Origin of the sequence: Cohnella rhizoplanae, assembly GCF_948329515.1 — a bacterium.
Lineage (GTDB): Bacteria > Bacillota > Bacilli > Paenibacillales > Paenibacillaceae > Cohnella > Cohnella rhizoplanae.
Window position 1 is genome coordinate 20423 of record NZ_CAOJCN010000026.1, and the last position, 24975, is coordinate 45397.

A 24975-nucleotide genomic window follows, 5' to 3' on the forward strand; every position below is an offset into this window, starting at 1 on the left:
TAACAAAAAAAATACGTCGGCGCGGATGCGCTGACGCTTTTTGTATGCCTTGTGCCTCGCGTCGCGGAATTGCGGGCGGGCTACCTCCCGCGCCGCTTCATAAGCAGCCTGGCGAGCTCGACGACGATGCCCGCCGACAATCCGATCGCCAGCAGCTCCAGATAGACGAGCAGGCCGGCCAAGTCCTCCCATCCGTTCCGATCGTGCGAGAAGAGCACCATGAGCAGCAGGCCGAGCAGGTTGCCGATCAGGATCGACAGCGCCAGCCATCTCGCGCCGAGCCAGCCGGCGACCGCGACGACCGCCCCGATCGCGAGGCCGATCAGGAAAAAGCGGAATGCGTGAACGGCGGTCCAAGACTGCCCAAGTATAGCGAACCGCACGAGCCACAGCAGGAGCGTCGTGAGGACGACGGAGGCGGCTCCCAGGACGAACCAGCGACTGCTTTTGGATGCGGGCAAGACAGGCATGCGCATTCACCCTTTCTCGGGAAACGGCTGCCCGCAGCCGATGTACGAGACAGAAGGCGCGGGCGCTTATGCTCATTATTACACATTAAGCGGTACATGATATACCGTTAGGCGGTGCCGTGGATAAAATCGCCTAATAGCTGGCCCGATCACGATCCCCGAACCCAGAGGATACGCGCCTGCCATGCGATCAGACGACTCTATCGTATATGAGAAAGACAACTTTGCGGCGCCTGCCCCGCTACTAATCGACCATGCCGGACATAGCCTTCTTCCCGCCCCTCCAGCTCCCGTATAAGCCGTTCCCGCCATATCGCCACGCGGTCCGCGCACGCGGGGTCGCGCGCCGCGTCGACGAGCTCAGCAGGATCCGCCGTCAGATCGAAAAACTGCTCCTCCCCGCTCTGCGAGAACCAGACGTATTTCTCTCGGCCGTCCGTCACGAAGTGATGCGAGCGCTCGCCGTATTCGTGCTCTCCATGCAGATAGGGTCTCCAGCCAACCGCCTCTCCTCTGGCAGGCCCAAGCAAGCTCGCGCCCTCGACGGTATCCGGGACCGGGGCGCCCGCCGCCTCGAGCAGCGTAGGCATGACGTCGCGCAGCTCGACGACCGCCTGGGGGATGCTGCCCGCAGAGAGACCGAAGCGGCCGCCCGGATCCCAGAGTATCAACGGAATCCGCGCGCTGCCCTCGTAGGGAAGAGACTTGCGGTACATGTGGTGGTCCCCCATCAGCTCGCCATGATCCGAAGCGAACAGCACCAGCGTGTCGTTCAGTACGCCATATTCGCCCAATGCCTGAAGCAGCCGCCCGATCTGATCGTCCAGATGCGTGATCAGACCGTAGTAGGCGGCACGCGCCCGGTCGAGCCGGCGTTTGGGCAGGCTAGCCAGCTTGGTCGTCGGACCCGCATCGCCACCGAGCGCCGCTGCCGCGTCCATCCAGTCGCCCACCGGCGGCTCCGGCATCTCCATATCCTTGTACATGTCAAAGTACGCCTGCGGCGGATCGAGCGGCGAATGCGGCCTGACAAAGGAGGACCATAGGAAAAAGGGTTTGCCCGGGTCCCGCCTGCGCAGGAAGTCGATCGATTCGGTCACGCACCAGTTCGTCGGATGCAGGGCTTCCGGCAAATGCCAGGGACGGCCCACCGTCGATGCGTTGCAGTCGAGGCCTAGGTCAGTCAGGTCAGCCGACGCCCCCGCCTCCCGGCGAAGCCAGCGCATATAATCGTCTACCTGGTCGAAGTGCTCCGCGTAGGGAGTGCCGTGCTTGTCCCGGTTGTGATGCAGGTATCCGTCGTGCAACACGACATTGTGAAAGCCGCATAGGTTGCGCGCGGGATAGACGTGCATTTTGCCGACACATTGCGTATGATAGCCTGCCTGCGCAAGCTCGCCGGCCAGCATATGCGGATATTGCCACGGCACTTGGTCCTGGTAGCCGACGCGTCCGTGGGAACGCTGGCTCATGCCCGTCATAATGGCCGCTCTGGCGGGAATGCAGGACGGGACGGCAGAGTACGCATGGGGAAACAGTACCCCTTGGCTGACCATCGCATCCAAATTCGGCGTCTCGACGACCGGGTGACCGAGCGCGCTCAAGCAGTCGTAGCGCATCTGGTCGACGGTGATGAGCAGCAGGTTGGGTGGATTCATGGACCAAACTCCTCTCTACCTCAGGTCGGGCTCTAAATATCGCAACATGGCGCTACTTTATCAAAAGGATGTTTGCATGGACGCAGCCAGCGCGAATAGAACGAGACCGAGGGGCGGTGGGCCTGAGAATAGCGCAAATTTGCGCTATTTGCCGCTCGCGGCTGCGGACGGTAGGCCTTGGCGACTCGGCGGGAGGGCGGTGGGCCTGAGAATAGCGCAATTTTGCGCTATTCTCCGCGCTCGGCCGTGGACGGCAGGCCTTGGCGACTCGGCGAGCGGGCGGTGGGCCTCGAATAGCGCAATTTTGCGCTATTCGCCGCTCGCGGCCGCGGATGGCTGGCCTTGGCGACTCGGCGAGCGGGCGGGGGCCTCGAATAGCGCAATTTTGCGCTATTCGCCGCGCTCGGCCGCGGACGGCAGGCCTTGGCGACTCGGTGGGCGAGCGACTGGCCTGAGAATAGCGCATTTTTGCGCTATTCGTCGCGCTCGACTGCGGACGGTCGCTCTTGGCGACTCGGCGAGCGGGCGGGGGGCCTGAGAATAGCGCAATTTTGCGCTATTTGCAGCTCGCGGCCGCGGATGGCAGGCCTTGGCGACTCGGTGGGCGAGCGGTGATCCTCAGAATAGCGCAATTTTGCGCTATTCACCGCTCGCGGCCGTGGACGGCAGGCCTTGGCAACTCGGCGAGCGGGCGGTAAGCCTGAGAATAGCGCATTTTTGCGCTATTCGTCGCACGCGGCTGCGTGCGATAGAATTTGACTCCCTCGCCGCCCCGCTATCCCAGGTCCGCCCGATCCGTCAACGTCACGACCGGCGCGGCCGAGCCGTGCAGCTCGAACAGGACGAGCTCGTTATCCCCATCGCGCAGGAAAGGCGCGGGCACGTATAGCGTGCGCGTCGGCCCCGCCTCCCAATAACGGCCCAGGTTGAAGCCGTTCAGATAAGCCTGCCCCTTGGTCCAGCCGTCGAGCCGCAGAAACGTGTCCGCGCGGTCCTCGACATGGAAGGTGCCGCGGTAAAAAGTCGGCTGCGTCTGCGGCACATGCAAGGGTACGGACGTGCGGAGCGTAGGATCGACGAGGTTATCCGCAAACGTCAGCCCGCCCAGCTCCGTCAACGGCAGACAGCGAATCTCCCAGCCGTACAGGAACTGGTTGCCGAGCCGGATGCCCTCCGTGATCCCCTTGGGGTCTCGCAGCAGCGGGCCATAGTTGACGCGCCCCATATTTTCCACGAGGATGTCGAGCCGCAGGCCTTCTGCCAGCACCTCGAGCGGGATGCCTGCCGGCGCCCAGCGCTCGACCGTGCCGACATAGACGCCGTCCGCGAACACCAGCGCGCGGTCGCGCACCTCCTGCAGCACCAACTCCATGACGCTGCGCGGGCCCGTCACCCGCGTCGAATACAAGATGAACCCGTACGCCTGCCCGAGCTTCTCCATCGGCTCCGGGCAGGGCCGCCGCACCGGCGTCGACAGCGCGTCCAGCTGCGCGAACAGCGGCGCCGTCTCCGTCATCGCCACTTCGCCATAGGCACAGGTCGGCAGGGGCGCCGGCAGCTCGAGCGGCGGCAGCTCGAAGTGCCGCTCCAGCACCTCGCGCGCCGCATAGAACTTCGCCGTCGGCTCGCCGGACTCGCTCAGCAGCGTGTCGTAGTCGTAGCTCGTCGCGGTCGGCTCATATCTCGCGATGTGATTCGCACCGTTCATGAAGCCGAAGTTCGTCCCGCCGTGGAACATGTAGAAGTTGACCGAAGCGCCCTCACCAAGCATCTCCTCGAGCGTCTCCGACACCTCGGACGCCGAGCGGGACTGATGCGGCTCCATCCAGTGGTCGAACCAGCCGTTCCAGAATTCCATGCACATGAGCGGCCCGTCCGGCCGGTACTCGCGCAGCTTGGCGAACGCCTCCGCCGCCCGCGAGCCGAAGTTGACGGTCGCGAGCACGCCGTCGATCATGCCGCCCTGGAGCATGTGATCCTCCGGGCCGTCCGAGGTGAACAGCAGCACATCCATGCCGCGCGCGATCATGCCGTCCCGCACGTATTCGAGGTACGCCTTGTCGTTGCCGTAGCTGCCGTATTCATTCTCGATCTGCAGCGCGACGACCGGGCCGCCGTTCGTGCAGAGCAGCGGACGCAGCCGCGGCAGCAGCTCGTCGAAGTAGGCGTCTACCTTGGCGAGATACTTCTCGTCGTAGCAGCGCAGCCGCATGCTGTCGTCCGCGAGCAGCCAGGCGGGCAGCCCGCCGAACTCCCACTCCGCGCAAATATAAGGGCTCGGCCGCACGATAACGTGCAGCCCCAGCTCGCCCGCGAGTAGGATGAACGCCTCCAGGTCCGCGATGCCATCGAAGACGAAGCGCCCTTCTTCGGGCTCGTGCACGTTCCACGCGACGTACGTCTCGACCGTATTGAGCCCGCATGCCTTGAGCTTCAGCAGCCGGTCCCGCCAGTATTCGGGCACGACCCGGAAGTAATGGATCGCGCCGGACAGCAGCCTGACCGGACGGCCCTCGTACACAAATTGATCGCCAGAAACCGTGAATGTCGCCATCGTCTCGCCTCTTTTCTTATCCGATAATCGATTTATTATCTTCGCGCCGCGGCTCGCCCTTTACGCAGCCCATCATGATGCCTTCCGTAAGCTTCTTCTGCAGCATGCTATCCTTCCACTTCGCAGCCAGCCAAGATTGAGATGGCTTCATTATACGTGCGACGGGTTTCATGCCATATGAACGATTCGTATGAGAAGCATGGAGAATATTAAGGGATTTGATGGCGCTTAAATAGCCGCCTCCGCCGCACCTCCGGTGGACCGCAACCGCGTCGTCGCCCCGCTGCAAGGCAAAGAAGCCGGCTCTCGCGAACCGGCCTGCAGCGTAAAGGCGCCCTAACCGATAGAAATGTTAGACGGTTTTCCCTTCGCCGAGCGCCTGCACGGCCTTGTCGATGCGCCGCAGCCGCGTCTCCTCGGTCTTGGCGCCTTCGACGGAGAGCACGACGCGGCTCTTGTTGCTATTGGAGAGTCCGTCGAAAAAGGCGCGTGCCGCAGGCGCTCCGGCCAATGCCTCGGCCAGGTCGTCCGGCACCTTCACCTCGCGCGGATCCGTGTCCAGCTTGAGCGCCACCTCGACCTCGTCGCCTGCCGCCACGCCGGCAGCGCCGCGATGCTCCGCGCTGAGCGGTATCAGGTAGCGTCCGCCCATGACCGCGACCGTGCTGCGGTACGTATAGCCGCCGATCGTCACGTATACCGCCGGCTTTTTGCCCGAACCCAGCGATTCGACCGCTTCGGCCGGCACCTCGATGCCGGTCGCCGTCTTGCCCGCCAACTCCACCGTCGCTCTGAACTTCATATTCGCCCCGCTCCTTTGGCTATCGTCGCTTCCTCTCAAGTATAGCAGGCCCGCTTGCCTCCGGCTCGCCCGTCCCTATTACGTCCTCTCCCCGCCGATCTCCTTGATCTTCCGGTTCATCTTGGCGATGCCGTACCCGAGCAGAGAGAACACGATAACATAGAGGGCGAGAAGGGGCACCGTCACTCCCCATCGCATCGCGCCATCGAGCCTCGTGACGATATTCGTGAAGTTAGCGAACAAGATTACGAGATTCGCGAGCAGGACCACGGTCATTACGTTCTGTATCTTCTTGTAGTGCTGAACCAGGGAGTCCCGGTCCGTATACAGCTTGGGCGTCTCGCCCGGCTCCCACGGCCTGCGGAAAAAATGCCAGATCCCGCTGTACGAGCTCACGTACTCCCAGCCCATCTCCCTGTATAGCGCGATGTATTCGTCCAGCTTGCCGTTCTTCTTCGTGAGACCGCCCTGATAGTCCAGGCCGTACGTGTATCTGACGGACTCGTCGCGTTCGAACTCGCTCCTGAATGCGCGTCCCTTCGTCATATGCAGCCCGCGAGCCGACAGCTCGTTCAGCCACTGCTCTTCCTTCTCGTAGTCCCAGCTCATCCATGCGTGCCATCTTTTCTCCGTCCGCGCCATCTTTAGAACCTCCCGTTCAAGGCTTGCCGTCCGGCAGCGAGCAGCTCTTCCAGCCTGTCGACCTCCGCCGTCAATACGGCCCGACCATCCGCCGTGATCGCATACATCTTGCGCCGGGCGTCCGCGCCCTCCGCGCCCGGACGGGGCTCGATGAGCCCTTTGCCCTGCAACGTGTTCAGCGCGGTGTACAGCGTGCCCGCCCCAAGCTTCAGCCGGCCTCCGCTCATCCGCTCGACCTCCTGCATCATGCCGTATCCGTGCGACGGCTCCGCGCAGAGCGTCACCAGAATGTAGTAGAACGCCTCCGTCAGCGGCAGCATTTGCTTTGTTTTGTCCAAGTCCCAACCTCCAACCTCTGAGCTAAATTAGATCGTCTCTTGATATATCGTATAACGATATAATATTACGCGATATATCGGATGTCAATATAGTTTGCAGAAATAAAAAAAAGCGCCACCGGGTCGGAATCCGACCTGACGGCGCTCTCGCGTTCCGCTAGTTATGACTGCACGTGCGCATCGGGCGCCTTGTCCGCGACGACGTTAAGCGCGATACCGTGCTCCAGCAGCGCCTTCAGCGCGCAGAGCACCATGGTGAAGCCGCCCGTCGAGTCCAGCGCCTGAGCGACCCTCGCATCCCCGTCCCCCTGGAACCCTGCGTTCACGACGCTGACGAAGGTTTCGTTTTCAGCCCGCCGCTCGAAGGTCCACTCGACGCTGGTGAAGCCATGCTCCTCGTCGCCCCAGCGAATCGCCAGCCTGCGATCCTGTTCGATCTCGACGACGTCGACCTGGGCCGAGGCCCCGTACATCTCCCAATCCCACCGTACGCGCGCCCCGGCAGTCAGCCTGCCGCTGCTCTTGGTGAACCAGAATCGCGTCGTGACCGCGGGATCGACGAAGGCTTCGAACACTTCCGCCGCCGGTCTGCGCACGAGCATCTCTGCCTTCGCGACCGGCTCCTGGTTCAATTGAAGGTTAAGGGAAGTCACGATCATCTCTCCTCGGATCAAAATGTGCTTGCTATCGCTAGTGTAACACGTCCTTCTCTTAGAGGCCGAGAGCCCGGACGAGCTCCGATATCGCGCCTTCGAGCGGACGCAGCGGATGACCGATCGGCGCGCCCCGATCGCGCTCTGTACGGAGGGCCGCATCGACCATCGATAGCTGCGCGACGGAAACCGGCCTCGCCGGGTCGGCGTTCAGGAGCCGGTTCAGCTCCCCCTGCACGGCGTCATGGTACGCCTCTTTTTCCCCGCGCATGACGAGGTCGAACGCCTCCGGCAGCACGACGGTCTCGATCTGCGGCCTCGCATAGCCGCCCCTCTCGGCATACGCGTACAGCCGGCTCATCGTCCCCTCGACGGTCGCCGGGTTCGTGAAGAGCAGCGCTTGGGGTCCGGCGCGCCGGCAGATCTCCGCGAAGTACGGTTCGTCGATCTTGAGGATCGGGCGCTTGACCGCCAGCCGCTCCTCCTCCAATAGGGCGATATAGTTCGTGCACGTGATCAAAATCGCGTCCGCGCCGGCGTTGGCCATCCATTCCAGCTGCCGGACGACATGCGCCTCCGCTTGACCGGCGGTAAACGATTCATCCGCGCCCATGCGCGCGATCAGCCCCGGATCTACATAGTGGGCCCACGACAGCCCGTCGGGTACGCGGAGCCTGTCGATATAGGCGATATTCGACTCGTGCGCGTGCAGGCAGGCGACGGTCAGCTTCCTTGGAGCTTCCTCCGCGGGCCTCACAGCTCCAACCGCCAGTCGTTGCAGCGCATCATGCTGCCCGGCGGATACTCGAACTCGCATTCGCCGATCAGCGTGAAGCCGAGCTTGCGGCAGACGGCGTTCGACGCTGGATTGTCGGTCCCGGGGTAGGCATGGATCGCACGGTGAATGCCCTCCGCGCGGGCGCTCGCGATCGCCTGGGAGACGGCGGCGGTCGCGAAGCCTCTGCCCTGGTAAGCCGGCAGAATGCCCCATCCCATCTCATGCACCTGCTCTCCCGCCCATGTCCGGTCCCAATAGCCGACGCTGCCCACCGGCTCGCGCGCCGGGAGCAGGACGATGGCGAACATGCGGCCCGTTCCTTTTCCGGCGATCCGCAAGTACCGTTCGTGTCGATCCGCGACCTGGGCCTCGGTCTCCGGCCCGCCGAGGTGCTCCGTCATCTCCGGCGCGTTGAGCCGGCGCAGCAAGTCCAGATGATCCTCGGACCAGGATTCGATGACAACGTTCGCTTGTTCCTTCATCGGGCGACGCCCCTTTCCGTTTATCCCATTCTATCAGCCGGCGCACGCTTCATCCATCGACCTTCGGTCACGGCTCGCGCTGCGAATAGAAGCGCAACATCGCAAAAGAGCCCCCGTGCTATAACTGGTCTTGTAAAAAATAAAAGGGAGCTGAGCCTATGACGAGACTGAACGGTAAGGTTGCATTGGTGACGGGGGCGAGCAGAGGAATCGGCCGAGGCATCGCGCTGCGCCTCGCCGCGGACGGGGCGACCGTCGCGGTGCATTACGGGAACGGCCGGGAACGCGCCGAGGAGGTCGTCCGGGAGATCCGGTCCGGCGGCGGCTCGGCGTTCGCGATCGGCGCGGACCTGGTCTGCGCCGGGGGCATCGCCGCGCTGTTCGAGGCGCTGGACGGGCGGCTGGACGGGCCCAAGGAGGGGACGCGTCTCGATATCCTGGTCAATAACGCCGGGATCGGCCAGCAGCTGGGCATTGAGGAAACGACGGAGGCGTCGCTGGACGCGGTGATGGACCTGCACGTGAAGGCGCCGATCCTCGTCATCCGGGAGGCGCTCAGCCGCATGAACGAAGGCGGCAGTATCATCAATATATCTTCGGCCGTGACGCGGATCCCCTTGCCGAATCTGCTGGGATACAGCGTGTCCAAGGGCGCGGTTAACACGCTCACGCTGAACCTGGCGCAGGAGCTGGGGGGCCGCGGCATCCGGGTCAACGCCATCCTGCCCGGCATCATCGACACCGACATGAATGCGGGGACGCTGCAGGATCCGGGCGGCCGGCAGTTCGCAGCGGGACTCTCGGTATTCGGCCGATGGGGCCAGCCCGAGGACGTGGCCGATATTGCCGCGTTCCTCGCCTCTCCCGATAGCCGCTGGGTGACGGGCCAGCTCATCGACGCGAGCGGGGGCTCGCGGCTTTGATCGCGGGGGAAGGTCGAACGCCGGTCTAATCCAAGCGCCGAAAAGACGCTTTGGCTCAACCGATCGCTCATAACCGGCCAAGTGCTGTCATACGACAGCACTTCATGCACTGCGGCGCCCATCACCGACTAGGTGCTGTCGTACGACAGCACCTCATGCACTGCGGCGCCCGTCACCGCCAAGTGCTGTCATACGACAGCACTTCACGCACTGCGGAGCCCGTCGCCGACCACTGCCATAAACCATCCCGCCTCATCTTGTTACTCTCCCTCCCCCTTCTCCTCCCACTCCGCCATCAGCATCGCATTCAAGATCGGCATCGCCCGGTCATAATCGTTGTGGTACGGGCCGAAGGTCTCGTCGCGTACGATCTCCAACCCGAACCGGCCATAGAGCCGCACGGCTTTATAGCTCCAGGTCTGGGTGTGCAGGTAGATATCGCGGTCGCCCTCCAGTTCTATCATTACGCTAAGACAGGCGGATACCAGCGCCTTCCCCAGACCTATCCCCTGATATTCGGGCTTCACCGCAAACCAGTGTATGGAAGGATCCCGACGGCCAGCCGTATCGTCCCACCAGCACATGATCGTGCCTACCGATTCGCCCTGCGCGTTTTCCACGAACAGCAGTCGCTTTTCAAGCTCGCCGGCCAGCGGCAGATACCTTTTTTGAAAGTATCGAGCCGCCTCCTCCACGCTGCCGAATTCGTCCACGGAAGCCTCGATCTCCGCCCACTGCCTCTCGCTCCCGGGCGTGTATCGGACGATCGCATATCCCTCCGGCAGCTCAGCCTGCGGAAACGGTCTTCCGGCCTGCCTCTTCATAATGACATTAAAATACGGCACGGTTCGGTCCAACATCGTATCCCCGTCCCCTCTTTCGCTTTGCATCCATACAATTTTCCGATATATTTACATTATTTATCCATTCTATACTTGGAGGTTTATATGAGCAAAGAGGAAGTATCCGCCGCCGGCAGCATCATCTATCGCCATGAAGCCCAAGACCGCCCGATCGCCTACGCCGAGGAAGACAGTCATTACCTCGAACGGGTCACCCAGCATGTCGAGACCCATATCGGTCCGGTGACGAGCGTCCTTCACGAGATTATCTCCGATCATGTCCACCTCGACGTTCTCTTAGTCGCGCCGACGCCGAGCCGGAACTACTACACGCTCGTCACCTGCGGCATGGGCCAGCGCCCGATGACCGTGCCGGAAGGCGCCGAAGCCTATCGCTACGCGGAGCTCTTGCTGTGCCTCCCCGCGGATTGGCCCTTGTCCGAGGCGGCATTCAACCATGAGGAGAACTACTGGCCCGTACGCGCGTTAAAAACGATCGCTCGTCTCCCGCACGAATACAACACCTGGCTCTACTTGGCGCACACGATTCCGAACGGCGATCCGGCCGAGCCCTATGCGGACAATACGAAGCTCTCCGGCATGATCTTGGCGATCCCCTCTACGGTTCCGTCGACCGAAGAATTCTTCACGCTGACGGCGGCGCCCGGGAAAGACGTACACTTCTTCAGCCTGCTCCCGCTGTACAAGGAAGAGATGGACTTCAAGCTGAATCAGGGCCCGGAGCCGTTGTTCAAAAAGCTTGAAGCGGCCGGCTTCACCGAGCTGCTCCAAGCGGATCGCAAAAACGTATGCAAAAAACGATTTGGTTTGTTCTAACGCATACCTCATGACAGCGCATATGCCGGACTGCCCGCCGTCGCCGGAAAGCGTCTAGGAAGAGCGTCCGGCCGCGCGAGCGCGGGCGGACGCTGCCGCCGCCCACTCCGCTCCCCGAATCAGGCTGGCCCGGAACCCCGCATTCTCCAAGGCAACCATGAGATACCCGCGGTAGCCGGCATTGAAGTCATGCGGCCAGACATGACCCAGCAGCAAGTGGAACACGCTGCCCCGCCCGTATTGAAGGGCAAGCATGACCGGCTCGCGCCGTCCGGTCCCGCCGAAAGCGGGATCCGAGTATGCTGTAGCCAATACCGTATAAGCCGTGCCCGCACAGGGACCATGCCATGGTAGAGCTCGTCGCATGTCACAAAATCGGCTAGCCCGGAGACGGCCGGATGCCCGGCGTCCTCGATGCGGACCTCAAATTCGTGGAAGTCGCCGTGACCGGATTGCTCTTCTTGAAAAGACAGGCCGAGCATCCGCTGGTAAGCCGGCCAGTCCGGAAAGGCATTGTTCGCCGCATGCAGCACGACGAGGCCCGTGCCGCCGCCGACCGCGCGTTCGAAATTCGCCTGCGCCTTCTCCCCCCAGGCCGTTCCGTTATAATCTACGAAAAGCAGATCGTAGCCGGCGAGCGTCTCCTCGTCCGCCAAGGCGTCCTCGGGCCGAAGCGACAGGTCGACGGCGAACCTGCCCGATTCTTCGAGCAACGCCTTGCAATACGGGGCCGACCGCTCCCAGTCATGATTGTTCTCGCCGCTCAGAAGCAAAGTCCTTATAAGCTCCATAAATACACACCCCAATCTGGCAATCGATAACTCCCGAAGCGATGGCCGGCTTTACGTGCGCGCGCGGCAAGCAGCTTTATTCGTTGGCGAACACCTTGCGGGTCCGATGGGGGACCGGCAGCGGAATCGCGCGGCCCGTATGCATGCTCTCGATCGCGCCGAACCCGATCTCGTTGACGGCTACGAAGTGCGCGTCGGTGCAGTGCGGCAGCGGCCCGCCGTCCAGATAATCCGCGATCTGGTCGTAGGCGACCGTGAAGACGCTGGCCGGCGCCGGCAGCTGCAGCGGCTCGAGATCGAGCTTCTGCCCCTGGGCGTCGAACAAGACCGTCGGCGTATACATGCCGACGCGAAGCATGCCTTTCTCGCCGAATACCTCCGCGTACATGGAGCCGTGCTCTCCGTTTCCGCCGACCTGGACGCCCGTGACGCCGTTGGCGAACCGGATCGTCATATGGTCCAGCGTCGGCTCCGGCTCGTAGCCGGTGGGCGCATCCCCCTTCGCCGTCCCTCGCGCGTATACCTCTTCGGGCTCGTAGCCCGCGAACTGACAGATCAGGTCCGTCGTATGGCTGGCGAAGGAGAGCACATAATGTCCGCAATAGGCCACCACCGTCTTGACCTCGCCGAGCAGCCCCTCGCGGACGAGCTGTTGAAGCCGCAGGATGTGGGGATTCCAGTGACGCGAATAGGACACGACGACCGGAATTCCCTTCCGCGCCGCGGCTTCGACCATGCCGTCCATCTCCTCCAGCGAACAAGAGGGGGGCTTCTCCAGGAATATCGCACGCGGACCGGCCTCGATCGCCTCCATGACGACCCGATAATGGTAGGGCCCCCTGACGCAGACCGCTACGATATCGAGCGCCTCCTTCTCCAGCATGGCCGCGCTGCCGTCATAATAGCGCAGCGCCGGGAAGGCCTCTCCCCATACGCCGGCAAACTTTTCCCTGGCGGCCTCGGACAATTCGGCGGCCGCCGCCAATTCAACCTTGCCGCTCTGGCGGATCCCGCCGACGTGGCAATAGGGATGCTCGCTGGCGGGCGTGGCGTACATGGCGGCTATGGCGCCAAGACCAATGACTCCGACTTTATACATGACGCTCGCTCCTCGCTCTAGCTCTCGCTACTGGATCTGCCAATCTCGCTCCGGACATGGACCTTCCTGCGGCGACATCATTCACATCCCCAGCTCCTTCGCCAGCCGGGACAAATAATCGAGTCCCATGCGGGAGGCCTGCCGGCAGTCCTCCAGGCCTTCGAATTCGATGGACAGATAGCCGTCGAAACCCGAATCCCGGATCGCGGCCATCACGCCCGGCATGTCGACGTCGCCGTGTCCGACGATCGCGCCGCGGAGGAAGTTGCCGCGCGTCGTCGGGAACCAGCCTTCGCCGGGATTCCTGGCCGGATGCCGCAGGTAAAAATCTTTGACGTGCACCATGGACGCATACGGTAGGCATCTGCGCGACGCCGCGACCGAGTCCTCATCGGCGCACATGAAGTTGCCGATGTCCATGGTCAGCTTGAAATTCGGCCGGTCGACGGCCTGCACCAGCGTCAGCACGCGGTCGCTCCCCTGGACCAGGTACCCGTGGTTCTCGATGCTAGTCGTGATCCCGTACGGGGCGGCGTAATCGGCAATGCGTCTGCAGGCGTCCGCCATCCGCCCGAGATGCCGGTTGAAGCAGCGCACGGAATGCTCGTCGCTCCACCCCGCATCGTGGCGCATCCGCTTCACGCCGAGCCGGGCGGCGATATCGACCTCCCGCATGACGCGGCCGACCTCCCGCTCGTACGCTTCCTCGTTGTCCGCGATGAAGTTCGCGCCTACCGCATAGTTTGACAGCTCGATCCCGGCATCCTCCGCCTTCAGGCGGATGGCGTCGATGAGTTCCGGATTGTCCGACAGATCGTACCCGGCGGGGACGACCTCCATATGACTGCCGCCGTGGTCGGCGATCCATTGGACCGCATCCGTCACGGACATCTCCCCGGACGCGATCGCCCGCTCCAGACTGTACGAGCTTAACCCCACTTTTATCAAGCGCGCTCCTCCTCTTCTCGCATCTGCCTCAGACGAACGCCGGAAGCCCGCTCACCTGGACGACGCGCCCCCCGGACCGGATCGACTCCGTCGCCGCCACGCCGGCCGCGACGCTCATCCGCCCCGCGAGCGGCGTAGCGACGGGCGTCGTGCCGTGCTGGATCATATCCAGGAAATCGCGGGTGATGACCGCATCGGCGCCGCCGTGGCTGCCTTCCGCGTGCTTGACGTCGTAGACGACGTCCGACAGCTCATGCCATTTGTTGGACCGTCGCGTCTTCACGTAGACCTTGTTCTCGAGCTCATTGTTCTCCATGCGGCCTTCCGATCCGATGAAGACGTAGTTGCGTTGATAATCCGGCGTAAAATGGTTCTGAAGATAAGTCGCCTTAATGCCGCCTTCGAGCTCCATGATCACCATGCTGTTGTCTTCGACGTCGATCTCGCGCCGGAATGCGCATTGGTTCAAATGCGTGAAGTCCGCGTCCGTGCACGTATCGTTCTTGGCGCAGGTCGGACAGGTCAGGTCGTCGGGCATATCGCCCCCGTAGAAGTCGAGACTGCCGAAGGCCGCTACCTTTTTGGTATACCGGCCGGTGATCCAGTGGATCATGTCGAGGTCGTGCGCGCCTTTTTGCAGAAGCAGCGAGGTGGAGTTCTTGGAGTTGCCGTGCCAGTCGTGGTAATAGAAATGCCCGCCCCAACCAACGAAGTGACGCACCCACACCGCCTTGATTTCGCCGATCGCTCCCGAATCGACGATCCCCTTCATCGTCCGGTACAAGTTCACGTAGCGCATGTTATGACCCGCCATCAGCTGCCGGCCGGATTCCTTCCAGGCCCGCAGGATGTTGTCGCAGCCCTCTACCGTGATCGCCAGGGGCTTCTCGCAGTAGACGTGCTTGCCCGCCCGCAGCGCCGCCACCGCGTGCTCCTCGTGGACGAAGTCCGGCGACAGGACCGCGACCGCGTCGATGTCGTCCCGCGCCAGCAGCTCGCGGTAATCCAGCGTGACGAACGCCGCCGGGTTAATCTCCTGCCGGAAACGCTCCAGATGGTCCGCGTTCACGTCCGCGGCGGCGACGACGACCGAACGGCCGTCCGGCCGGTGCCAATACGGAGCGAGCTGCTCCGCTCTCCCCCGCGATCCGATGAGTCCTATTCTAACTTGATCCACATTCGCTCCCCCTTAGAACGTAACTTCTCTGCCGGATTCCGCGGACTCGTAGATGCCGCAGAGGATCTTCATCATCTCGACGCCGTCCTCCACGGGGCTGATCGGCCGCTTCCCCGTCAGACAGCAATCGACGAAGTGATCGATCTCGTTCTGAAATGCCCGAGGCACGTCGAGCCCCGGCGTATCTGTCTGCGGCGTGATATTCAAGATCGTGTCATGCAGCTCCTTGGTCATCGACAGTACGGGATCGAGCTCGAAGCCGCCCTTGTCTCCGTACGCCTTGACGATATTCTCGTCCTTGGCGGCATGGAGGGAGAAGCTGACGTCCACCATCAGCGACGCCCCGTTGTCGAAGCGGATCACGGCATTGGCCATGTCTTCCACATTGTTAGGGCCGCTGCCGGCATCGGCCGCCTGATACAGGCTCAGATGCTGCTTCAGATTCATCCGGTCGCCGAGGCGGCGGTAGGTATGCCCCTTGATGTTCTCCGCCTTGGGCCGCCCCATCAGATACCACATCAGGTCGATCACGTGAACGCCGAGATCGATCAGCGGGCCTCCGCCCGACTTGTCCTTGTCCGCGAACCAGCCGCCGGGATTGCCGAATCTGCGCAGGTACGACGCCTTGGCATAGTAGATCTGGCCGAATTCCCCCCGATCGACGAATTCGCGCACGAGCTGGGCATTGTCGTCGTACCGGCGCACATAGCCGATCTGGAATGTCTTGCCCGTCTCCCGCACGGCAGCCTGGACGCGCAGCGCCTCCTCGACCGTGCGGCACAGCGGCTTCTCGACCAGCACGTGCTTGCCCGCCCGCAGGGCCGCGATGCTGATGTCCGCGTGGGTATTGTTCCAGGTGCAGACGCTGACGGCGTCCAGGTTCGGATCGGCCAGCAGCTCCCGGTAATCCGTATAGGTTCGGACCGCGCCGAACCGATCGGCCTTCTGCTTCGCCCGCTCCCCGTTCATATCGCAGACGGCGTACAGCTCCGCGCGCTTGTTATGCTGATAGGATTGCAGGTGAAAATCGGAAATGGATCCCGCTCCGATGACGGCAACGCGAATTCGACTCATCTGCCGCAGCTCCTTTGGATGGCCTATTGATGATCCATTCTATCCCTCGCGCCGGAAGCGCTTCTCTCTCGTATATGCCATTTTCCGCATGGGGCGGGGCCGTTTGCAACTCTCCAATTCCGGTATATATGGCTTTTCCGAACATGAGCGCGCAAAAAATCGCCCTCCGTCGGCGGCATGCCGGGAGGGCGATTCGTTATAGGCGCGGATACGCGCTAGATGCTGCTTTTGCGATTGCGCGGAGACCGGAGCATGCCGGCGCCTCCGCAAGCGGGCATACACTCGGCGTTACTGTCCCGCCTGCGCGATCTTGTCGTGCTCGGCCGCGAACGCTTCCGGCGTGACGGCCTTGCCGAAGAGCGCCTGGATCTGGTTCAGGTGCGTCTCCGCCGCGCCCGGCTTCATCTGTACGTCGGCGAAGAGGGTGACGCTGGTCGCTTTGTTCATCTCGTCGAGCAGGTCGATATACAGCTGCGGCAGTTTGACGGCCGCGGTATCGACCTTGGTCGCCGGGATGACGCCCGCGTCGGCGACGGATCGCTCGCCCCAGCGCTTGACGAAGTATTCGACGAACGACTTGGCTTCTTCCTTCACGTCGGAGTTCTCGGCGACGAACAGGCCGACGCCCGGGCCGCCGACCCAGCCGTCGATGTTGCCCTTGCCGCCCTCCACCGTCGGGAACTTGAAGAAGCCGACGTTGTCGCGGAAGTCCTGCGGAATGTCCTGATTCGTCGTGAAGTTCGGCAGCTCCCACGTGCCCACCATGTACATCGCGGCCTGGCCGCTCAAGAAACGCGCCTTGGCCTCGTCGTTGGACAGGCCGTTGAAGCCGGCGTTGAACGCGCCCGCGTCAACCAGATCCTGCACGTTCCTGGCCGCCTGGACGAGCCCGGGATCGGCGAAGGAGATCCTGCCGCCGATGGCGTCGGACAGCGCCTGGGATCCCGCGATGCGGTCCGCCATGTACATGTACCACATCGATCCCGTCCAGCGGTCCTGGTTGCCGAGCGCGACCGGCGCGACGCCGCTCGCGGCCAGCTTCTCCACGACGTTCCTGAATTCGGCATAGGTCGCAGGCGCCTCGAGACCGTACTTGCGGAACAGCGCTTTATTATAGTAGATCGGCGCGATGTTGAACTCGAGCGGCAGCGCATAGGTGCTGCCGTGGATCGCATAGGCCTCCGTGGTACCCGCTACGAACGAATCCTTCAGCTCGCCCTGCAGCAGATCGTCGAGCGGCGTGAACAGCCCGCCTTCGACGAACGGCTGCAGATACCCGGCCGCCCACGTCAAGCCGACGTCCGGCAACTCGTTGACGGCGGAGAGCACGCGGATCTTGGCCTTATACTGTTCATTGTCGAGCACCTCCAGCTTGACGGTGACGCCCGGATGCGCAGTCTGATATTCCTCGATGATGCTGTCCACGATCCCATGCTGACCCGGCGCGCCGGCTTCGGGCCACAGATGCATCATCTTGATCGTCACCTTGTCGCCGTGTGCCGGCTCGTCTGCCGGTTGCCCGTCCGTTTGCGTTCGGCATCCGGCCGTCAAGAGCGCCAAGACGATCGCCAGCGCGGATACCGCCCCTTTTTTTAAGCGCACGCTCGTTTCCTCCACCGCGCATCCCGCCGATCGGCCGATCGCCCGCCGGGATGCTTCTATTCCTTGACGCCGCCCAGCGCCACGCCTGAGATAATATACCTGGACAGCAGGAAGTATATCACGAATAGCGGCAGGGCCGTTAACGACAGCCCCATGTAGATCGATCCGAACTCGGTTTTGTAAATATCCCCTTTAAGCAGGCTGACCATGATCGGCAGCGTGTACTTCTCCTTCTGCGTGAGCAGGATGAGCGGCATGAACAGGTTGTTCCAGTTGGCGACGAAGGCGAAGATCGCCTGCGTGGCGATCGCCGGCACCATAATCGGCAGGACGATCTTGTTGAACGTGTAGAACTCTCCGGCGCCGTCGATGCGGGATGCCTCGACCATCTCGATCGAGAGCGTGGCGAGCAGGTATTGGCGCATGAAGAACACGATCGCGGGGGCCGCGATGGCCGGCAGGATTAGCGGCAGGAAGCTGTTGGTCCAGTGCAGCTGATACATGAACTTGTAGAAGCCGATGGCGCTGGCCTGCGCCGGGATCATCATGACGAGCATGATGAGCGTGAAGAACGCCTGCCGCAGCTTCCAGTTGTACGCCACCAGCGCGTAGGCGGTCAGCGACGAGAAGTAAACCGCGCAGAGCGTCGAGAATCCCGAGATGATGAGCGAGTTGGCGAAGCCCTTGAGCGGATCGAAGCTCTTGCTCAGCAGTACGTCCAGATTCGTCTTCCAGTGGGTCGACGGCAGCAGCGACAGTCCGCTCTGGATCTCGGCCGTCGAACGCGTGGCGTTCACGAACATGATCCAGAACGGCAGGATGCTGAGCAGCGCCAGGAGTATGCACACGATATAGACGATCGTCCGGTTGACGTTCAGGGAGGCTCTGGATTCCGTCCGAATGTTTTCCATGACTTACAGCCCCCTTGCCGCCGCTTGCGCAGCCTTTTTGTTTCTCTTTTGCGCTCTCTTGAGCCGCGACGCGTCGCGGTCGCGCATCAGGTAGAACAGCAGGCCCGACAGGATCGCGGCGATGGCGAACATGACCATGCTGGCCGCGGCGGCCTTGTTGAACATGTAGCTGCCCTTGAACGCTTGCCCGTAAATGAACACGGACGTCGTGAGCGTGGCGTCGTCCGGACCGCCGAACAGGAACAGCTGCGGGATGTCGAACAGCTGCAACCCGCCGATCATCGACGTGATCAGCGTATACAGCATAATCGTCTTGAGACTCGGCAGCGTGATGCGCATGAACGTCTGGAAGCCGTTCGCGCCGTCGATCGATGCCGCCTCGAACAGAGCCGGATTGATCCCCATGACGCCCGCGATCAGGATGATCATCGTGTTGCCGTACCACATCCAGAATTGAATGAAGGCGACGATGCCTCGCGCGGTCGTCTTGTCCTGCAGGTAATTGACCGGCGCGTCGATCCAGCCCAGGCTCTCGAACAAGCTGTTCACGGGGCCCATCGGGTAGGAGAACAACGAGTTAAAAAGCACGGCGATCGTGCTCGCCGTGATAATATTCGGCATATAGAGCAGCACTTTGAACGCGCCGGTGCCCTGCACTTTGAGCCGCTGGTTGGTGAACCAGGCGGTGATCAGCAGCGCGAGCACGATCTGGGGGATAAAGTTGAGGATCCAGATCAGCGCGGTATTGGCCAGCGAAATTTTGAACGACGTGTTGTGCAGGATGAGATCCTTGAAGTTGTCGAACGGGTTGTCCAGGAAGTGGATCGGCTTCGGGATGACGCCTTTCATGTCGGTGAATCCGATGACCGCCGTATACAAGACCGGGTAGAACGAGAAAACCAAAAACGCGAGCAGAAAAGGCAAGCTGAACATGTAGCCGAATTTCGAGTAGTTGACGCTCTTGCGGCGCATGGCTACCACCCCGTCTAATTAAGATAAAGGGGCGGGTTTACGAGCCCGCCCCTTCGGCGCACAATGCCGTTTTATTCGCTTTCGATGCCGAGCTGGTCTTTGACCTTTTGCTTGAAGTCGGCGATCGTCTTGTCGCGGTCCTTGGTGCCGTTCGCGTATTCGCGCACTTGATCGCGCCAGATGAGGTTGATCGATTCGTCGAATTGCGTCAGGTTCTTGCCCGTCGCGTTGGCATTGGCCGGTACGAATACGTCGAACATGTTCTGGCCGCCGAGCAGCGCGACTTCGCCGTTGGACTTGGACATGACGACGCTCGATGCGACGCTGTCCTTGGTGCCTTGCTCGCCGTCCTTCATCGTGCCGTTCGCCCAGTAGTACTGGAGGCCGGTCTCGGAGGTGTCGAGCGTGACCCACTTGATGAAGTCGGCTACGGCCGCTTTCTTGGCGTCATCCTTCAGGACGGCCTTGTTGCCGAGCAGCCACGTGCCGCCCCAGAAGAAACCGGTCGGCGGTTCGGTCACGGCCCAGTCGCCGTTCGTATCCTTGACCTGGCCGTTCATGACGTAGTTGATGAGCCATGCGGGGCCGAAGAAGCCGAAGATCGGCTGCTTGCCGGTGCCGGACATGTCCGCGTACCAGCCTTCCGTCCAGTCCTTCGTATCGTTCGAATAACCGTTGTCCTTCAGCTTCTTGGAGAGATCGAGGAACTGCTCGCGCTTCGGATCGATATGCAGCTTGCCGCCCTCGATCCAGCCCTTGTCGGAGCTGTTCTCGATCGGGTGCCAGATGTCGCCGTCGCCGGATACGATGCCGTAACCCTTCGCTTTAAGCTTGGCGGCCGCGTCGTAGAACTTATCCCAGCCCGGGCCGACCTCGGTCTTGATCGTCGCCGGATCGTCCGTGCCGAACACGTCCTTGGCGATCGAGCGGCGGTAGATGAAGGCGCCGCCGGTCGCTTGATAGGCGAGGCCGCGCAGCTGGCCGTCCTTGCTGCCGATATCCACCGAGTATTGGGCAATGCCGGCATCCTTCACCAACTGGTCGCTCAGCCCCAGGTCTGCGTAGTTCGCGGCATAGTCCGATGCGTCGCCCTGCGTGTACTTGAGGACGAAGGCCGATTCGGCCGCGTAGATGTCCGGCGCGTCCTTGCCGCCGCCGGCGAGCGCCTGGTCCAGCGCGGGCTGGTAAGCGCCGTCCGTCGTCGCGATGACGGTCGTCTTGAACTCGACGTTCGCGTCCGGATGCGTTTCCACGTACTTTTTGGTCATGTTCGGGATTTCGTCCGTGAAGCTCCAGAGATTGATCGTGACTTTCTCCGCCGGCTTGGCGCTTTCGGATGGGGAAGCGCTGCTTGAAGCGCTTGCATTCGCGCTCGGGCTGGCCGACTTGCTGGCGCCCGCGTTGTTGGAGGAGTCCGAGCCGCATGCGGCCAAGACGGAAGACAAGAGGACAAGAGCCGTACTTGCGGTTAAAGCGCGTTTCATTTTTTTAGCCTCCCTTTTTGGCAACACCGTTAACTTTGTAATCGCATACACAGTATAAATCCGGAAATGTAAGCGCAACAGTTAACGGCGGTTGGGAGAAATTCCACTTTTATTGGATCGTTGAGGACGGGATCATTGGATGGATGGATCCGCGTCCAACGATTGCTGGCGGTACTGCCGGGGACTCATGCCTTCGTTGTCCTTGAATACTTTGATGAAGTATTTGACCGTCTGATAGCCGACCTTCTCGGCGATCTCCCATATCGGCAATCGCGTCGCGACGAGGAGCTCCTTCGCCTTTTGCAGGCGGATGCGCGTCAGATAATCGCTGAAGGTGACGCCCGTCTGCTCCTTGAACAGCACGCTGAAATAGCTCGGGTTCAGGTGGAGATGCTCGGCGACCTGCTTCATGCCGACCGTATCGTGCAGCCGATCGTAGATGTAGGCGATCGCGTCCTTGATGGAGCTGCTGTACCGCGCTTCGTCCCTCCCCATTTCCAGCAGCTTGGGATCCACCAGCTTCTCCATCGCGTCCATCCGGTCCCTGCCGCTGTCGCGCTCGAACGCTCTCTGCACGGTATCGATCAGGATCGACTTGTCCACGGGCTTGAGCACATAATCGAACGCGCCGAGCTGCAGCGACCGCTTCGCGTACTCGAATTCGGCGTGTCCGGAGATGACGATGACCACCGGCAGCGGCCCGCGCGCCGCGAGCGTCTCGAGCATCTGCAGGCCGTCGATCTCCGGCATCCGCACGTCGGTGATGATCACATGGACCGGATGGGTCTTGAGCCACTCGAGCGCCTCCACCCCGCTCGCCGCGCTCTCGATTTGGTATTTGCCCGCCGCCCAAGCGACGAGCGTCTTCTGGATGCCGAGGCGCGTGCGCGGCTCGTCGTCCACGATTAATAAAGTTTTCACAGCGGTTCGACGCCTCCCGGTATCGTAATATCAAAGCGTACAATCGTGCCGACGCCGGCCTTGCTCTCGATCTGCAGGCCGTTACCGCGTTCCGCCGTGGGCGGATAATACAGCTTCAATCGCCTCTGCACGTTGGACATGGCGACCCCCGTGCCCTTGCTCGAAGGCGGCTGCGGGACGACGCCCTCGATGCGCTGCATCAGCCTCGCCAGCGTCTCCTCGTCCATGCCCAGCCCGTCGTCGACGACGGAGATCGTGGCGAAGCCCGGTCGGTCCGACGTCACCTGGATCGTCACCGTCCCCGGACCGATGCGGCTCTCCACCCCATGCAGAATCGCGTTCTCCACGAGCGGCTGAATCATCAGCTTGGGGATCGGCACGTTCAGGAGGCGGTCGTCCGCCGAGATGGTCCAGTCGAGCCGGTCGATCAGTCGCATTTTCATAATCTGCAGATACCGCTGCGCGTGCTCGAGCTCGTCGCGGACCGTCACCCATTGATCCTGGCCGCCGGTGCTGCCGATGACATAGCGGAACAGCCCCGACATGGCGAGGATCGTCTGCGCCAGCTCACTCTCCTCCTTTTCCTCGAGGGACCAATAGAGCGCTTCCAGCGTGTTGAAGAGAAAATGCGGGTTAATCTGGGCCTGCAGCGCCTTGAGCTCGGTGCGGCTCTCCGTAATCTCCTTCTCGTACACGACCTGGATCAGCTCGTTCATGTGCGTAACCATCTGGTTATAGGTGTTGTTCAGCTCCCGGATCTCCAGCGATGCCATCTGCGGCGAAGGAGATAGATTCTGCTTGAGCCCGCCGATCCGCGCGCCCCGCATCGTGCGCATCAGCTTGAGGATCGGCCGGGTGATGAGCGTCGAGAGCAGCAGGGTGAGCAGCAAAAAGGCGACGGCGCCGATGCCGATCGACAGCAGGACCGCGGTCCTGAGCACGGAGATCCCTTCCATGGTGGCGTGGATCGGCGTGAGCAGCACGAGGGTCCAGCCGGTCGCCCGCGACCGCTGCCGCACGGACAGCAGCTCTTCGCCCCCGACGGTGACCGTCGGGGCCTCCTGCGCGAGCACCGCCCTCGCGTCCTCCGCCGGGAGGTCCGAGGTGATCGGATCGCCCCGCTCGTCAGCGAGCAGCATATACTCGCCGCTCTCCTCCGCCTCGTCCGCGAGCGGATCGTTCATCTCGAAGTAATCGCGGCTCAGACGAACCGCCAGGTAGCCGCCCGCCGCATAACCGCGATCGATCAGGCTGATGCGGCGCATGGCGAGCACGGTGTCCGGCTGCGCCGGGTCGAGCCCGAACCAGACGAGACGCCCCTTCACGAGGTCGGTGCGTCCGATCATGTCCTGCGTGACGCGCGCCGTCAGGCGGGTCTCGTCCAGCGGGAACAGGCGCCGGTAGTCGTTGGTATAGAGCTCGAGCGAACGAATCCCCGACGAATACGCGATATACGTGCTCGCGATCGGGAGCAGCGACTGGCGCTCGCTGAACGCGGAGCGGACGCCCCCGGCCTCCTTGAGCAGGAGCTTCTGCACGTAGTCGTTCGTCACGACCTGGGTGGTCAGCGAGTCGACCTGGTCCAGGAGCACGTCCAACCGACCATTAGCCTGCACCGCCGTCTGCTGGATATGCTTCTCCGCGCTGCTGCGCAGCAGGTCTGATACTTGACCGTAGATATAAATGCCCGCAAAGGTCAGGATAACGATCATCGTGACCGTAAAGACGGCGAATATCTGGTTTCTTAGCGTATTCATCTCGCTCAGCTTGGCCACTCGGATCGCCCACCTGTATCTTGCATGACTTCAATCCCGTCTACTGTATCACAAAGACCGATTCGTCGGCGAGAAGCGCCCGCAGATCGGCAAAACCTAAAAATTGTAGGTATAAAACCTAAACAAAGTGAGGTATTCGGCATAGGTCCGATCTGCTAAGATTAAGGGCAAACCAGCGGTAGCGCTTACAATGGAGGGGCAAAGATGACGACAAGATCGCGTGCCGACGAACCGTTGGTCACCCATATTTATACGGCGGATCCTTCCGCACACGTGTTCCAGGGCAAACTGTACGTCTATCCCTCGCACGATCTGGACCACGAGATGGCGTCCAACGACAACGGCGACCAGTACGATATGGAGGACTACCACGTCCTCTCGCTGGACGAGGACCTGGCGCATGCCGTGGATCACGGAGAGGCGCTGCATCTGCGGGACATTCCGTGGGCCTCCAAGCAGCTGTGGGCGCCGGACGCCGCGTACAAGGACGGCACGTATTATCTGTTCTTCCCGGCGCGGGACCCGCACGGTATCTTCCGCATCGGCGTCGCCACGGGGCTCTCGCCGCAAGGCCCGTTCCGCGCGGAGCCGAGCTATATTCCGGGCAGCTTCAGCATCGACCCCGCCGTGTTCGCCGACGACGACGGCAGGACTTATATGTACTTCGGCGGACTGTGGGGCGGGCAGCTGGAAAAATGGCGGACGGGAACGTATAACGCCGACGGAGAGGGTCCCGCGGCAACGGAGCCTGCGCTTGGGCCGCGCGCGGTCGAGCTGAAGGGCGACCTGCTGGGCTTCAAGGAGACGCCGCGCGAGATTCGCATCGTCGACGAGGCGGGCCAGCCGATTCTGGCCGGGGACGAGGACCGCAGGTACTTCGAAGGCCCCTGGATGCACAAGCACGACGGGCGCTACTACCTCTCGTACTCGACCGGCACGACGCACAAGATCGTCTACGCGATCGGAGAGACGCCTTACGGGCCCTTCGTTTTCCAAGGCACGATCCTCACGCCCGTCGTCGGCTGGACCACGCATCACTCGATCGTCCGGTACAACGACAAGTGGTACCTGTTCTACCACGACAGCTCCCTGTCCGGAGGCGCGGACAACAAGCGCTGCGTGAAGATGACCGAGCTTCGCTATAACGACGACGGCACGATTCAGACCATCGACCCTTATCCGCCTAGCGAATAAATTTTTCCTGCGGTTGCACTTTTGGCGAGTTTATCCAGTGCGGGCGCG

Annotated in this window: 24 protein-coding genes; 3 read left to right on the forward strand and 21 right to left on the reverse strand. The window is 62.2% G+C overall.

Annotated features, from left to right (window positions below):
- Positions 1–80: 80 nt before the first annotated feature.
- From PQG80_RS25080 to PQG80_RS25120, 9 genes are all read right to left on the reverse strand, one after another.
- Positions 81–470 carry a hypothetical protein gene (locus tag PQG80_RS25080; protein WP_271754420.1) on the reverse strand — a complete coding sequence of 130 codons (390 nt, stop codon included), beginning with the start codon at positions 468–470 and terminating at the stop codon, positions 81–83.
- Between the two features lie 200 nt (positions 471–670).
- Positions 671–2128 (reverse strand): arylsulfatase, encoded by a 1458-nt coding sequence (locus tag PQG80_RS25085; protein WP_271754421.1) that lies wholly within the window; start codon positions 2126–2128, stop codon positions 671–673.
- A gap of 775 nt (positions 2129–2903) precedes the next feature.
- A complete protein-coding gene (locus PQG80_RS25090) occupies positions 2904–4682 on the reverse strand; it encodes a glycoside hydrolase family 35 protein (protein ID WP_271754422.1) in 1779 nt (592 codons plus the stop codon).
- Between the two features lie 352 nt (positions 4683–5034).
- Positions 5035–5484 carry a YdeI/OmpD-associated family protein gene (locus PQG80_RS25095; protein ID WP_271754423.1) on the reverse strand — a complete coding sequence of 150 codons (450 nt, stop codon included), beginning with the start codon at positions 5482–5484 and terminating at the stop codon, positions 5035–5037.
- 78 nt (positions 5485–5562) lie between these two features.
- Positions 5563–6126 carry a DUF2812 domain-containing protein gene (locus PQG80_RS25100; protein WP_271754424.1) on the reverse strand — a complete coding sequence of 188 codons (564 nt, stop codon included), beginning with the start codon at positions 6124–6126 and terminating at the stop codon, positions 5563–5565.
- Positions 6127–6128: 2 nt separating this feature from the next.
- On the reverse strand, positions 6129–6464 hold the full coding sequence (locus tag PQG80_RS25105) for a PadR family transcriptional regulator (protein ID WP_334219849.1): 336 nt from the start codon (positions 6462–6464) through the stop codon (positions 6129–6131).
- 161 nt (positions 6465–6625) lie between these two features.
- Positions 6626–7066: an SRPBCC family protein gene (locus PQG80_RS25110; protein WP_271754473.1), complete on the reverse strand. Its 441-nt coding sequence runs from the start codon at positions 7064–7066 to the stop codon at positions 6626–6628.
- Between the two features lie 109 nt (positions 7067–7175).
- Entirely contained in the window at positions 7176–7874 is a 699-nt protein-coding gene (locus tag PQG80_RS25115) for a hypothetical protein (RefSeq protein ID WP_271754425.1), read from the reverse strand.
- Positions 7871–8377 carry a GNAT family N-acetyltransferase gene (locus tag PQG80_RS25120; protein WP_271754426.1) on the reverse strand — a complete coding sequence of 169 codons (507 nt, stop codon included), beginning with the start codon at positions 8375–8377 and terminating at the stop codon, positions 7871–7873. The genes PQG80_RS25115 and PQG80_RS25120 overlap by 4 nt, the downstream gene beginning before the upstream one ends.
- A gap of 158 nt (positions 8378–8535) precedes the next feature.
- Between PQG80_RS25120 and PQG80_RS25125 the strand changes: the two genes are divergently transcribed.
- The gene (locus PQG80_RS25125; protein ID WP_271754427.1) at positions 8536–9300 is read left to right on the forward strand and encodes an SDR family oxidoreductase; all 765 of its coding nucleotides are present in this window, start codon (positions 8536–8538) and stop codon (positions 9298–9300) included.
- A gap of 260 nt (positions 9301–9560) precedes the next feature.
- Here the strand turns inward: PQG80_RS25125 and PQG80_RS25130 are convergent, their stop codons facing one another.
- Entirely contained in the window at positions 9561–10160 is a 600-nt protein-coding gene (locus PQG80_RS25130) for a GNAT family N-acetyltransferase (RefSeq protein ID WP_271754428.1), read from the reverse strand.
- An 87-nt stretch (positions 10161–10247) separates the two neighbouring features.
- Between PQG80_RS25130 and PQG80_RS25135 the strand changes: the two genes are divergently transcribed.
- Entirely contained in the window at positions 10248–10979 is a 732-nt protein-coding gene (locus tag PQG80_RS25135; RefSeq protein ID WP_271754429.1) for a suppressor of fused domain protein, read from the forward strand.
- Between the two features lie 119 nt (positions 10980–11098).
- On the opposite strand, the gene PQG80_RS25140 is transcribed toward PQG80_RS25135, so the two are convergent.
- The 11 genes from PQG80_RS25140 to PQG80_RS25190 form a co-directional block, all read right to left on the reverse strand.
- Positions 11099–11770 (reverse strand): ThuA domain-containing protein, encoded by a 672-nt coding sequence (locus tag PQG80_RS25140; RefSeq protein ID WP_271754430.1) that lies wholly within the window; start codon positions 11768–11770, stop codon positions 11099–11101.
- Positions 11771–11846: 76 nt separating this feature from the next.
- Complete coding sequence (locus tag PQG80_RS25145; protein WP_271754431.1) at positions 11847–12869, reverse strand: Gfo/Idh/MocA family protein; 1023 nt, start codon at positions 12867–12869, stop codon at positions 11847–11849.
- 81 nt (positions 12870–12950) lie between these two features.
- The gene (locus PQG80_RS25150) at positions 12951–13814 is read right to left on the reverse strand and encodes a sugar phosphate isomerase/epimerase family protein (RefSeq protein WP_271754474.1); all 864 of its coding nucleotides are present in this window, start codon (positions 13812–13814) and stop codon (positions 12951–12953) included.
- Positions 13815–13845: 31 nt separating this feature from the next.
- Complete coding sequence (locus PQG80_RS25155; RefSeq protein ID WP_271754432.1) at positions 13846–14994, reverse strand: Gfo/Idh/MocA family protein; 1149 nt, start codon at positions 14992–14994, stop codon at positions 13846–13848.
- A gap of 12 nt (positions 14995–15006) precedes the next feature.
- Positions 15007–16068: a Gfo/Idh/MocA family protein gene (locus PQG80_RS25160; protein WP_271754433.1), complete on the reverse strand. Its 1062-nt coding sequence runs from the start codon at positions 16066–16068 to the stop codon at positions 15007–15009.
- A gap of 288 nt (positions 16069–16356) precedes the next feature.
- Positions 16357–17670, reverse strand: coding sequence for an extracellular solute-binding protein (locus tag PQG80_RS25165; protein WP_271754434.1), 1314 nt, complete (start codon positions 17668–17670; stop codon positions 16357–16359).
- 56 nt (positions 17671–17726) lie between these two features.
- Entirely contained in the window at positions 17727–18581 is an 855-nt protein-coding gene (locus PQG80_RS25170) for a carbohydrate ABC transporter permease (protein ID WP_271754435.1), read from the reverse strand.
- Between the two features lie 3 nt (positions 18582–18584).
- Complete coding sequence (locus PQG80_RS25175; RefSeq protein WP_271754436.1) at positions 18585–19553, reverse strand: carbohydrate ABC transporter permease; 969 nt, start codon at positions 19551–19553, stop codon at positions 18585–18587.
- Between the two features lie 71 nt (positions 19554–19624).
- The gene (locus PQG80_RS25180) at positions 19625–21037 is read right to left on the reverse strand and encodes an ABC transporter substrate-binding protein (protein WP_271754437.1); all 1413 of its coding nucleotides are present in this window, start codon (positions 21035–21037) and stop codon (positions 19625–19627) included.
- A gap of 132 nt (positions 21038–21169) precedes the next feature.
- Positions 21170–21958 carry a response regulator transcription factor gene (locus PQG80_RS25185; protein WP_271754438.1) on the reverse strand — a complete coding sequence of 263 codons (789 nt, stop codon included), beginning with the start codon at positions 21956–21958 and terminating at the stop codon, positions 21170–21172.
- Positions 21955–23733: a cache domain-containing sensor histidine kinase gene (locus PQG80_RS25190; protein ID WP_334219850.1), complete on the reverse strand. Its 1779-nt coding sequence runs from the start codon at positions 23731–23733 to the stop codon at positions 21955–21957. The genes PQG80_RS25185 and PQG80_RS25190 overlap by 4 nt, the downstream gene beginning before the upstream one ends.
- Before the next feature lie 204 nt (positions 23734–23937).
- Between PQG80_RS25190 and PQG80_RS25195 the strand changes: the two genes are divergently transcribed.
- Entirely contained in the window at positions 23938–24927 is a 990-nt protein-coding gene (locus tag PQG80_RS25195) for a glycoside hydrolase family 43 protein (protein ID WP_271754440.1), read from the forward strand.
- Positions 24928–24975 lie beyond the last annotated feature (48 nt).

Bases quoted from the DNA above. Each gene is read 5' to 3' on its own strand.
- PQG80_RS25180 (WP_271754437.1), bottom strand. From the start codon at position 21,037: ATGAAACGCGCTTTAACCGCAAGTACGGCTCTTGTCCTCTTGTCTTCC.
- PQG80_RS25085 (WP_271754421.1), bottom strand. From the start codon at position 2,128: ATGAATCCACCCAACCTGCTGCTCATCACCGTCGACCAGATGCGCTAC.
- PQG80_RS25135 (WP_271754429.1), top strand. From the start codon at position 10,248: ATGAGCAAAGAGGAAGTATCCGCCGCCGGCAGCATCATCTATCGCCAT.
- PQG80_RS25120 (WP_271754426.1), bottom strand. From the start codon at position 8,377: ATGAAGGAACAAGCGAACGTTGTCATCGAATCCTGGTCCGAGGATCAT.
- PQG80_RS25125 (WP_271754427.1), top strand. From the start codon at position 8,536: ATGACGAGACTGAACGGTAAGGTTGCATTGGTGACGGGGGCGAGCAGA.
- PQG80_RS25140 (WP_271754430.1), bottom strand. From the start codon at position 11,770: ATGGAGCTTATAAGGACTTTGCTTCTGAGCGGCGAGAACAATCATGAC.
- PQG80_RS25090 (WP_271754422.1), bottom strand. From the start codon at position 4,682: ATGGCGACATTCACGGTTTCTGGCGATCAATTTGTGTACGAGGGCCGT.
- PQG80_RS25175 (WP_271754436.1), bottom strand. From the start codon at position 19,553: ATGCGCCGCAAGAGCGTCAACTACTCGAAATTCGGCTACATGTTCAGC.
- PQG80_RS25100 (WP_271754424.1), bottom strand. From the start codon at position 6,126: ATGGCGCGGACGGAGAAAAGATGGCACGCATGGATGAGCTGGGACTAC.
- PQG80_RS25080 (WP_271754420.1), bottom strand. From the start codon at position 470: ATGCCTGTCTTGCCCGCATCCAAAAGCAGTCGCTGGTTCGTCCTGGGA.
- PQG80_RS25195 (WP_271754440.1), top strand. From the start codon at position 23,938: ATGACGACAAGATCGCGTGCCGACGAACCGTTGGTCACCCATATTTAT.
- PQG80_RS25160 (WP_271754433.1), bottom strand. From the start codon at position 16,068: ATGAGTCGAATTCGCGTTGCCGTCATCGGAGCGGGATCCATTTCCGAT.
- PQG80_RS25170 (WP_271754435.1), bottom strand. From the start codon at position 18,581: ATGGAAAACATTCGGACGGAATCCAGAGCCTCCCTGAACGTCAACCGG.
- PQG80_RS25095 (WP_271754423.1), bottom strand. From the start codon at position 5,484: ATGAAGTTCAGAGCGACGGTGGAGTTGGCGGGCAAGACGGCGACCGGC.
- PQG80_RS25130 (WP_271754428.1), bottom strand. From the start codon at position 10,160: ATGTTGGACCGAACCGTGCCGTATTTTAATGTCATTATGAAGAGGCAG.
- PQG80_RS25145 (WP_271754431.1), bottom strand. From the start codon at position 12,869: ATGTATAAAGTCGGAGTCATTGGTCTTGGCGCCATAGCCGCCATGTAC.
- PQG80_RS25110 (WP_271754473.1), bottom strand. From the start codon at position 7,066: ATGCTCGTGCGCAGACCGGCGGCGGAAGTGTTCGAAGCCTTCGTCGAT.